Below are 9,079 nucleotides of genomic sequence, written 5' to 3'. Positions count from 1 at the left end.
CGTCGTCCACGGCCTTCCCCCACAGCGACTCATCGTCCGACAGACGCTCCACACGCACCTGCCCGACGAGCGGCGCCAGCAACTCCATGAGCCGGTCCACCGCGATGCCGACCGGGGCGGCCTGGGCGGCCGTCCCCCACACGCCCTCGACCAGGACGAACCGCCCTCCCGGGCGCAGCAGGCCGCGCCAGTGTCGGAGGGCCCGGCCCGGGTCGGGCAGGGCCCACAGCACATGCCGTACGAGCACGACGTCGAACCGCTCCTCGCCCACCGGCGGCGCCGCCGCGTCACCGACGAGGAACGCCGCGTCACGCCCGGCGAGCTTGGCGCGGGCGAGGTCCACCATCGCCGGAGACCGGTCCACCCCGGTGACCCGGTGTCCCTGCTCGGCCGCGAGCAGCGACAGGCTGCCGGTGCCGCAGCCGACGTCGAGGAGGTCGCAGGCGGGCTCGGGCAGCCAGGACCGCAGCCGCGCGGCCCATGCCAGGCGGACCTCCGGGGCACCCAGACCGTGGTCCGGCTCGTCGTCGAAGGTGGCGGCGGCCGCGTCCCAGTCCACGTCCTGCCCTGTGACGTCGTGTTCACCGTTCGTCATGTCGGTCATGCGGCCAAGAGTGACACCCGCCACTGACAGTCGAATGGTGACAGCCGCCACTGACAGGACCAGCGGCGATGAGGAACTCTCCCCGCACGGGTCTACCTCCGTGAAAACGCGGAACTCGGTCGACCCTGAAGGAGGCAGCCATGCGCCGCGTAACCGTGCAGAAGCCCCTGAAGAGGCAGTCGGACACCCGCCGAGTCCGTGAGGAGGCCGACGATCGCCCCTCGGGACGACCGGAGGTCCGCAAGGACATCGCACGGACCTGGTGGCCGGAAGGCTGAAACGCCCTGCCGACCGCTTGAGACCTGTCAGTCGAGCCGCTTGCGGTAGTGGATGCGGTCGTAGGACCCGTCCACGCGGCGCTCGATGACCTCGTAGCCGTACTTCGGGTAGATCTTCTGGTTCTCCCACATCAGCGCGTTCGTGTAGAGCCTGACCTCGGACAGGCCGAGCGCACGCGCGTGTGCGTCCACGAAGTGCAGCAGCCGTCGCCCCACGCCCTTCCCCTGGGCGTCGGGGTGAACGGCGATGTTGTCGAGGTACAGGTGATCCTCGTACGCCTCGACCACGACGAGCCCGACCACGCGCCCCGTGCCGGGTTCCTCGGTGACGAACACCTTCCCCTCGGCCACGCTTGCCGCATGGTCCCTCTCCATGGGCTGCGGCACCCTGCCGATCCGCTCGATGTAGTGGTGGTACGCGGCATCGGTGACGGTCTTGACGGCCGGCACGTCGGCGGCCACGGCGGGCCGGATCCCCTCATCGGTCATGCCAGGAACCGTACCTACCTGATCTCAGTCTGAGCACTCCCTTAAGGCGACCCTAAAGATCGCCGCGAACCCCCTGCGACAGGCGATTTCACGGTTTCTTGGATCCGGCACTCATCAGTTCCGGTTCCGAGGAGATCCCCCATGCCCGCACGCCGCAAGGCCGCCACCGTCGCCGCCCTCGGCCTGACCCCGCTGGCCCTGACCGCCCTCACCGCAGCCCCCGCCTCGGCGCACGGTTCGATGGGCGACCCGGTCAGCCGGGTCTCGCAGTGCTACGCGGAAGGCCCGGAGAGCCCGAAGTCCGGCGCGTGCGAGGCGGCGGTCGCGGCGGGCGGCACACAGGCCCTCTACGACTGGAACGGCATCCGCATCGGCGACGCGGCCGGCCGACACCGGGAACTGATCCCGGACGGCAAGCTGTGCAGCGCGAACAGCGAGGAGTTCAAGGGCCTCGACCTGGCCCGCGCCGACTGGCCGGCGACGAGCGTGAGCAGCGGGTCGTACACCTTCAAGTACCGCGTGACCGCCCCGCACAAGGGCACCTTCAAGGTCTACGTCACGAAGGCCGGTTACGACCCGGCCAAGCCGCTGGCCTGGGACGACCTGGATCTGTCGAACCCGGTGGCGACGGCCACCGACCCGGCGGCCTCGGGCGGCTTCTACACGTTCTCCGGCACTCTGCCCGAGCGCTCCGGCAAGCAGCTGCTGTACGCAGTGTGGCAGCGCTCGGACAGCCCGGAGGCGTTCTACTCCTGCTCGGACGTCACCTTCGGCGGCGGCTCCGGCGACTCCGGCGACTCCGGCGGCGAGGAAGGGCCCGCCCCGAGCGCCTCCGCACCCTCCGAGGAGCAGATCGACGCGGGCGCCGACCAGTCGACGATCGAGCACCACGGCCATGGTGACCAGGACGCCGGTACGTCGGCGGAGCCGGCCGCGGCCGACGAGGCGCCGTCCGGAGCGGTCAACCAGCCGAAGGCGGCCGGCGCCGGCGAGAACCTCGCCGAGACCGGCGGGGACAGCAGCACGGCGTATCTCGCGATGGGCGGTGCGGCGACCCTGGCGCTGGGTTCGGCGGTCCTGTTCGCGTCGGTGCGCAGGCGGGCGGCCGGCGGCGGTCGCCACAGCCGCTGACGAAAGACTCCGGGGCCTGAACGGCGGCTCAGGCCGGTCAGGCCCCGGCGGTGTGTTCCGGTTCACGTACTCACATACTCGAAGCGCTCACACACTCACGCACTCACTCGCCGACGCGCTCAACTGATCGCGGACGCGCAGGTGGTCGGGGTGGCGCGCGCCGGGTCGAGCGCGTTGGCCACCTCGTGGAAGGCGATGCGGTCGGTCAGCCCGAGGAAGGCGTGCTCGGAGATGTCGACCGAGCACAGGTCCTGGATCAGGACGTTCTTCACGTCGGCCCCGGTCAGGAACTGGCTCCGGTACGGCGTGACCACCTCGTCGTACCTGGTGGCGATGACCGTGTAGCGGACGCCCGGTACGGTGTCGCCACCCGCGTTGAGCCTGGTCATGAAGTCGGATCCGACGACCTGCTGGGCGAGGGCGGGGGTGGCGGTGCTGAGCAGGTCCTCCGCGCCGGGGAAGTACGGCAGCAGGTTGGTGAGCCCGGCCAGGGTCGTGCCGTGGTTGTTGGGCGCGATGCCGACGAGGGCGTTCACCTTGGCGGCGCCGCCGAGGAACTTGACGTAGTAGCGGGGCATCATGCCGCCCTGCGAGTGGCCGACGACATCGGCCTCGGCGGCGCCGGTGGCGGCGAGCACCTTGTCGACATAGGCGGAGAGTTGCTCCGCCGACTTGTCGATGGGGCCGAGGGCGTGGAAGAACGGCACGCCCGGCAGCTGGCCGTAGTCGAGGGAGAAGACGCAGTAGCCGCGGTCCGTCAGATAGGGCGCCAGGCCCAGCCAGTTGTCGACGGAGTTCGCGAAGGTGCCGTGCACCAGGACGACGGGGTGGGGATGGGCGGCGGACGGCTTGCAGGAGTAGTCGTTCCAGCCGCTGCTCGATATCGCCGCCGTTTCGGCCGCCTGGGCGGTGGTGGCGGGGACGACGGCGACCGCGGCGGTCAGCAGCAGCGCGGCCAGGGGTCTGAGCGCTCGTTTCCAGGGCAGCATCGTGTGATCTCCTTGCGGCTCAAGGGAGGTGCGACGGCCTTACGCCCTGTGATCCGGATCACGAGGATGCTGTTCACTCGTCAAGTTACGGGTGAGTAAGTGACGTGTGAAGTTACGCGTCAGTAAAAACTTCCAGTGGTAGTAAGGGGCGGTTCACCAGACCTGACAATCCGTCACCAGGAGGGCCTGATGGGGCCATAGGGCGCAATACGCCCCAACTGCCCGAGCAGCGCCCGGACTTCACCCTCACCCAGCACATCGACCCAGGCCCGGACGGCGTCGGCGGCAGCCTCCTCGGCCGCACGGGTGCAGGCCCACCCCCGCTCGGTGAGCACGACCAGCCGCGCCCGCGCGTCATCGGGATGCGGCCGGCGCTCGGCGTACCCCTTGCGCACGATCTCGTCGACGAGCTGGCTCGCCGCCTGCTTGGTCACACCGAGATGGGCGGCCAGGTCGGTAGCGGTGGCGCCGTCCGGGGCGAGCCGGGCGAACGCGAAACCGTGCGCGGGCCGCACCCCTTCGAAGCCCCGCGCGACCACGCCGTCATTGATGCGTTGCGTGAGCTCGCCGGCCACGGCGAGCAGGGCGGCGGACAGGGCCATGGCTTCGGAGTTGTGCACGCAGGCATTGAAACACCCTTGACTGATTGGTCAAGCAGCTTGACCATGTTCGTATGGTCAAGCTGCTTGACCATCTGACGAACAGGAGTCTCCATGCCCGTAATCCGTGCGTCCGAGGCCGTGACCCATGAAATCCACGGCGCCCGCTTCGTCTCGTACGCCACCCCCCTCACCGGCAGCAAGGAGTTGTGCGCCTGGCGCGGCGAGATCCCGGCGGGGACCAAGGCGCCCGCGCACACCGTCAACCGGGAGGAGATCCTGCATCTGCTCGACGGCGAGCTGCTGATCAAGCTCGACGATCACACCGACCGGATCACGGCCGGCGACACTCTGATCATCAACCCCGGCGCGACGCTGACCGTCGAGAACCCGACCGACCGGACCGCGCTCACCTGGGTCACCACCTCCATCGGCCTGACGGCGGAGCTGGCCGACGGCACGCGCATCACGCCGCCGTGGGCCAACTGAGCCCTAAGGAGGCCAGCGACCCCGGCATCACCGCACGCGGTCCGAACTTCGCTCGCGCGCGGTCCGCGACCTCCTCGATGCGGCGGGCCTTCTCATCCAGCGGGTCGAAGGTGAGCTGGTGGGAGGCCTGCTCGGCGGGGTCGAGGCCCTCGGCGCGCAGGGCGAGGGCGCGCACCCGGGCGCGCTGGAGGCCGAGAGCCTCGTACATGCCGTACGCCGCCCTGGTCAGCGCCGCCGAGTGGGCCGTCGGCTCCTTCAAGGTACGGCTGCGGGTCGTCGAGGAGCGGTCGGCGTAGCGGGCGGTGAGGGTCAGGGTGCGGCAGACCTTGTCGAGGGCGCGCAGCCGGGCGCCCAGTTCCTCGGCGGCCGAGAGCAGGGCGCGGCGGTGCCGGTCGGGGTCCAGCTCGTCGCGGGTGAAGGGGCGTTCGGTGGCCAGCGAGCGCGACACGGCGTTCGGCACCACCCGGTCCCGGTCGATTCCGCTCGCCTTCTCGCGCAGCTCACGGCCGGCCTTCGCACCGACCAGACGCTGGAGCGTGGACAGGGGTGCGGCGGCGACCAGGCCGAGGGTGTCGAGGCCGTACTCGCACAGGGTGCGGGCGGTCGCGGCGCCGGCGCCGGGCAGCGCGGCGACGGGCTTGCCGGCGAGGAACTCCGCGACGGCGTCCGGCTCCTCGGGAACCGCACACGTCACCCCGGGCCGCGCGTCCCGCAAGGCCACGCGGGCCAGCATCGGCCCCGGCCCGGCGCCGATCACACAGTCGACCCCGTGGTGGGCGAGGGCGCGCACCCGGATCACCGACGCCAGTTCGACCGCGTCGCGCCCGAAGTACCGTTCGGCTCCCCGCAGATCGGCCAGCGCCCCGTCGGGTGGCAGCGCCTGAACGACCGGCGTGAAGTCCTCGAGCAGTCCGAGCAGCCCCGGCAGGGCCGCCTCGTGCGTCGGCGGCAGCTGGAAACGTACGCAGAGGATGGTCATCCCGCACTCCCCGGACTCTGGTGCCACAACTTCCGTACCTGTGAAGGCTCTTGACCCGCAGGTCGCAGATCGGCCCACGGGTTCAGTTCGTATCCGGTGGGCAGCTGGATTCGCCGGCCGCGCGCGGGATCTCCGTCGTCCCCCGCCGGCGCCGCCACCGGTTCCGCCAGCCGCGCCGCCACCACGTCAAGGCCGCCCTCGGCACGCAGCTCGCTCAGCTCGGCGAGGTTCCAGGCGGCGGAGCCCACCACACTCAGACTGCGCGGCCCGCGGCGCTGCACGACCCCGCGCACCAGCAGCAGCCAGGAATGGAAGACCGTGTGGGCGCACGCGTCGTGCGAGTCGTCGAAGAAGGCGAGGTCGACCAGGCCCGTCCCGTCGTCCAGCGTGCTGAAGATGACCCGCTTGCCGGACCGGATCGGCGGCGTCTGGGTGGCCGCCTTCGCCCCCGCGACCAGCACGGTCTCGCCGTGCCGGGCATCGCGCAGCCGCCGCGCCGAGACGACGCCCAACTCGTCGAGGAACGCCCGATGGTCGTCCATCAGATTGCGCGAGGCGTCCATCGACAGCACCCCCAGCTCGGCACTGAGCCGCTCCGCCGAGGTGAGGTCGGGCAGCCCGGCCGGGGCAGTCTTGCGTCCGCCGGCCAGGGGGAGCTGCCCTCCGCCACCGCCCCGGGCGCCCCGGTGCAGCTCGGTCAGATGCAGTTGCAGATCGCGCCGGTTGGCCCCGAAGGCGTCCAACGCGCCGACCTGCGCGAGCCTTTGCGCGAGCGGACGACTGGGCCGCGCCCGCTCCCAGAAGTCGAGCAGCGAGGCGTACGGCTGTCCCTGAGCGATCCGGGCCGCCTCGGCCTCGCTGATGCCGTGCACGTCACAGAGGGCGAGCCGCAGCCCCCAAGTCCCCCCGGACTTCCCGGATTCAGACACCAGTTCGATACGGTGTGCGACTCCCGACGCATTCACGTCCAGCGGCAGGATCGGCACCCCACGCCGCCGCGCGTCCGCCAGCAGCAGCCGCTTCGGATACATCCCGGGGTCATGGGTGAGCAGCCCCGCATAGAAGGCGGCCGGATGATGGGTCTTCAGCCAGGCCGACTGATAGGTGGGCACCGCGAAGGCGACCGCGTGCGCCTTGCAGAAGCCGTACGACCCGAAGGCCTCGACGATCTCCCAGGTCCGCCGGATGGTCTCCGTGTCGTACCCCTTGGCCGCCGCGTGCTGCGCGAACCACACCTGGATCCGCCCCTGCGACTCCGGGTCGGAAAGACCGCGGCGCACCCGATCGGCCTCGTCCCGTCCACAGCCGGTCATGATGTGCACGATGTCGATGATCTGCTCGTGGAAGACGACGACCCCGTATGTCTCCCGCAGCGGCTCCTCCAGATCCGGGTGCGGATAGCGGATGGGCGCCCGCCCGTGCCGCGCCTCGATGAACGGCCGCACCATGTCGGCGGCGACCGGTCCGGGCCGGAAGAGCGAGATGTCGACGACGAGGTCATGGAAGGTCGCCGGCTGAAGCCGCCCGACCAGGTCCCGCTGGCCGGGCGACTCGATCTGGAAGCACCCGAGCGTCTCCGTCGAACGAATGAGCCGATACGTCGCCGGGTCGCCGTCCCCACGCTCGAAGTCGAGCGCGTCCAGATCGATCCGCTCCCCCTGGCTCCGCTCCACCTCCGCGACCGCGTGCGCCATCGCCGACTGCATCCGCACGCCCAGCACGTCGAGCTTGAGCAGGCCGAGCTCCTCGACGTCGTCCTTGTCGAACTGCGACATGGGGAAGCCCTCGCCGCTGGTCGGCATGACCGGCGTACGGGAGAGCAGAGAGGCGTCGGAGAGCAGCACCCCGCACGGATGCATGGCGATCCCGCGCGGCAGCGCGTCGAGCGCCTCGACCAGCTCCCACAGCCTGCCGTACCGCTCCCGCTCCCCGGCCAGTTGCCGCAGCTCGGGCAGCTCCTCCAGCGCCGCCCGGGCGTCCCGCGCCCGGATGTGCGGGAAGGACTTGGCGATACGGTCGATGTCGGCGGGGTCCATGGACAGGGCCGCGCCCACGTCCCGGACGGCATGCCGCACCCGATAGGTCTCCGGCATCGAGACGGTCGCGACCCGCTCGGTCCCGAACCGGTCGATGATCGCGCGATAGACCTCCAGCCGGCGCGCGGACTCCACGTCGATGTCGATGTCGGGCAGCACCAGCCGGCGCTTGGACAGGAAGCGCTCCATCAGCAGCCCGTGCTCCACGGGATCGGCGTGCGCGATGCCGAGCAGATGGTTGACGAGCGACCCCGCACCGGAGCCACGGGCAGCTACCCGGATCCCCATCTCCCGTACATCGTCGACTACTTGAGAGACCGTCAGGAAGTAGGAGGCGAACCCGTGGTGGGCGATGATGTCCAGCTCCTGGTGCATCCGCTCCCAGTAGGCCCGCCGCCCGTCATAGCCGCGCAGCACCATGCCCGCCACCGCCCGCGAGGCCAGCGCCCGCTGAGCGGTGCGCCGCCCGGCACCGACGAGATGCGGTTCGGGGAAGTGGACGGTGCCGATGCCGAGATCGTCCTCGGGGTCGACGAGACACCCGGCGGCGGTCGCCCCGGTCTGCTCCAGCAGCCGGTGCGCGGTGTCGCGCCGGAAACCAGCCGCCTCGACGACCCGCTCGGCGACCCGCGCCATCTCGTCCGCGTCCTTGAGCCAGGCCTCACCGGAGTCCAGCTCCTTGGTGGCGTCGATGGGCACCAGCCGCCGCGCGGCGTCCAGCACATCGGCGACCGGCCCCAGCCCGGGATCGGCGTACCGGACGGCATTGCTCAGCACGGGCCGCACCCGCTGCTCGGCGGCGAAGCCGACGGTACGGGCGGCCAGCCGCAGCGACCCCGGACCGGTGCCCTCGCGCCCGTGCCAGACGGCCTCCAGCCGCAGGGCGTCGCCGTAGACCTCCCGCCAGGGCACGAGCAGCCGGGCCGCGCGATCGGGACGGCCGGCGGCGAGCGCACGCCCGACGTCGGAGTCGGGCCCGAGCAGAACGGTCAGACCGTCCCCCCGGTTGTCGGCCGGGGACAGTATCGGCGGTCCCTCCCCGGCATGCACAGCAGAAACGATTCGGCACAGATCGGCCCATCCTCGGGCCCCCTCCCGGGCGAGGAAGGTGGCCCGAGGCGCCGACTCATCGACAAAGGCTCCACCCCGCACCGGAGCCCGCCGCCGCCCCCCGGACCCACCCGCTTCCGAAGACCCGAACGCCTCCACGGCCAGCTCCACACCGAACAGTGGCCGCACCCCGGCCGCCGCACAGGCCTTGGCGAACCGAACCGCACCGCCGAGCGAGTCACGATCGGTGAGCGCGAGGGCGTCCATGCCCCGCTCGGAGGCACGCTCGGCCAGCCGCTCCGGGTGTGAGGCGCCGTACCGCAGGGAGAACCCGGAGACGGTGTGCAGATGCGTGAAGCCCGACACACGCACCTCCCGCGTCAGCGAGTCCGAGCCAGCGCTCGAACATCAGTTCCCAACTCTCCCACCTCCACC

The 9,079-nt window shown here is 71.2% G+C and carries 9 protein-coding genes; 3 read left to right on the top strand and 6 right to left on the bottom strand.

Going from position 1 to position 9,079, the window contains the following annotated elements:
• Window positions 1–595, bottom strand: a 595-nt coding sequence (locus ACZ7NC_RS36390) for a class I SAM-dependent methyltransferase (RefSeq protein ID WP_471494875.1), incomplete at its 3' end; no start/stop codon positions are given.
• Window positions 596–744: 149 nt separating this feature from the next.
• Between ACZ7NC_RS36390 and ACZ7NC_RS36385 the strand changes: the two genes are divergently transcribed.
• Window positions 745–882 (top strand): hypothetical protein, encoded by a 138-nt coding sequence (locus ACZ7NC_RS36385; RefSeq protein ID WP_471494860.1) that lies wholly within the window; start codon window positions 745–747, stop codon window positions 880–882.
• Window positions 883–909: 27 nt separating this feature from the next.
• On the opposite strand, the gene ACZ7NC_RS36380 is transcribed toward ACZ7NC_RS36385, so the two are convergent.
• Window positions 910–1,371: a GNAT family N-acetyltransferase gene (locus ACZ7NC_RS36380; RefSeq protein ID WP_471494858.1), complete on the bottom strand. Its 462-nt coding sequence runs from the start codon at window positions 1,369–1,371 to the stop codon at window positions 910–912.
• Between the two features lie 141 nt (window positions 1,372–1,512).
• On the opposite strand from ACZ7NC_RS36380, the gene ACZ7NC_RS36375 reads away from it, so the two are divergent.
• Window positions 1,513–2,502, top strand: coding sequence for a lytic polysaccharide monooxygenase auxiliary activity family 9 protein (locus tag ACZ7NC_RS36375; RefSeq protein WP_471494856.1), 990 nt, complete (start codon window positions 1,513–1,515; stop codon window positions 2,500–2,502).
• A gap of 119 nt (window positions 2,503–2,621) precedes the next feature.
• On the opposite strand, the gene ACZ7NC_RS36370 is transcribed toward ACZ7NC_RS36375, so the two are convergent.
• Together ACZ7NC_RS36370 and ACZ7NC_RS36365 are read right to left on the bottom strand one after the other, a co-directional pair.
• Window positions 2,622–3,491, bottom strand: a complete 870-nt coding sequence (locus tag ACZ7NC_RS36370; RefSeq protein ID WP_471494854.1) for an esterase/lipase family protein — start codon at window positions 3,489–3,491, stop codon at window positions 2,622–2,624.
• A gap of 173 nt (window positions 3,492–3,664) precedes the next feature.
• Window positions 3,665–4,111 (bottom strand): MarR family winged helix-turn-helix transcriptional regulator, encoded by a 447-nt coding sequence (locus tag ACZ7NC_RS36365; protein WP_471494853.1) that lies wholly within the window; start codon window positions 4,109–4,111, stop codon window positions 3,665–3,667.
• A 93-nt stretch (window positions 4,112–4,204) separates the two neighbouring features.
• Here ACZ7NC_RS36365 and ACZ7NC_RS36360 point away from each other — a divergent pair, with 93 nt between their 5' ends.
• Window positions 4,205–4,579 carry a cupin domain-containing protein gene (locus ACZ7NC_RS36360; protein ID WP_471494851.1) on the top strand — a complete coding sequence of 125 codons (375 nt, stop codon included), beginning with the start codon at window positions 4,205–4,207 and terminating at the stop codon, window positions 4,577–4,579.
• On the opposite strand, the gene ACZ7NC_RS36355 is transcribed toward ACZ7NC_RS36360, so the two are convergent.
• A complete protein-coding gene (locus tag ACZ7NC_RS36355) occupies window positions 4,557–5,558 on the bottom strand; it encodes a DNA polymerase Y family protein (protein WP_471494849.1) in 1,002 nt (333 codons plus the stop codon). The two genes, ACZ7NC_RS36360 and ACZ7NC_RS36355, sit on opposite strands and share 23 nt — an antisense overlap.
• On the bottom strand, window positions 5,555–9,010 hold the full coding sequence (locus ACZ7NC_RS36350) for a DNA polymerase III subunit alpha (RefSeq protein ID WP_471494847.1): 3,456 nt from the start codon (window positions 9,008–9,010) through the stop codon (window positions 5,555–5,557). The genes ACZ7NC_RS36355 and ACZ7NC_RS36350 overlap by 4 nt, the downstream gene beginning before the upstream one ends.
• Window positions 9,011–9,079: the final 69 nt, after the last annotated feature.

This window comes from Streptomyces sp. NPDC111802, from assembly GCF_055634335.1.
The sequence above is the reverse complement of the archived record's forward strand: the minus strand, read 5'-3'. Positions and strand labels throughout refer to the sequence as shown.

What these genes read in the sequence shown, in the direction of transcription:
- ACZ7NC_RS36360 (WP_471494851.1), top strand. Translation starts at nt 4,205, where the DNA reads ATGCCCGTAATCCGTGCGTCCGAGGCCGTGACCCATGAAATCCACGGC.
- ACZ7NC_RS36370 (WP_471494854.1), bottom strand. Translation starts at nt 3,491, where the DNA reads ATGCTGCCCTGGAAACGAGCGCTCAGACCCCTGGCCGCGCTGCTGCTG.
- ACZ7NC_RS36380 (WP_471494858.1), bottom strand. Translation starts at nt 1,371, where the DNA reads ATGACCGATGAGGGGATCCGGCCCGCCGTGGCCGCCGACGTGCCGGCC.
- ACZ7NC_RS36385 (WP_471494860.1), top strand. Translation starts at nt 745, where the DNA reads ATGCGCCGCGTAACCGTGCAGAAGCCCCTGAAGAGGCAGTCGGACACC.
- ACZ7NC_RS36355 (WP_471494849.1), bottom strand. Translation starts at nt 5,558, where the DNA reads ATGACCATCCTCTGCGTACGTTTCCAGCTGCCGCCGACGCACGAGGCG.
- ACZ7NC_RS36375 (WP_471494856.1), top strand. Translation starts at nt 1,513, where the DNA reads ATGCCCGCACGCCGCAAGGCCGCCACCGTCGCCGCCCTCGGCCTGACC.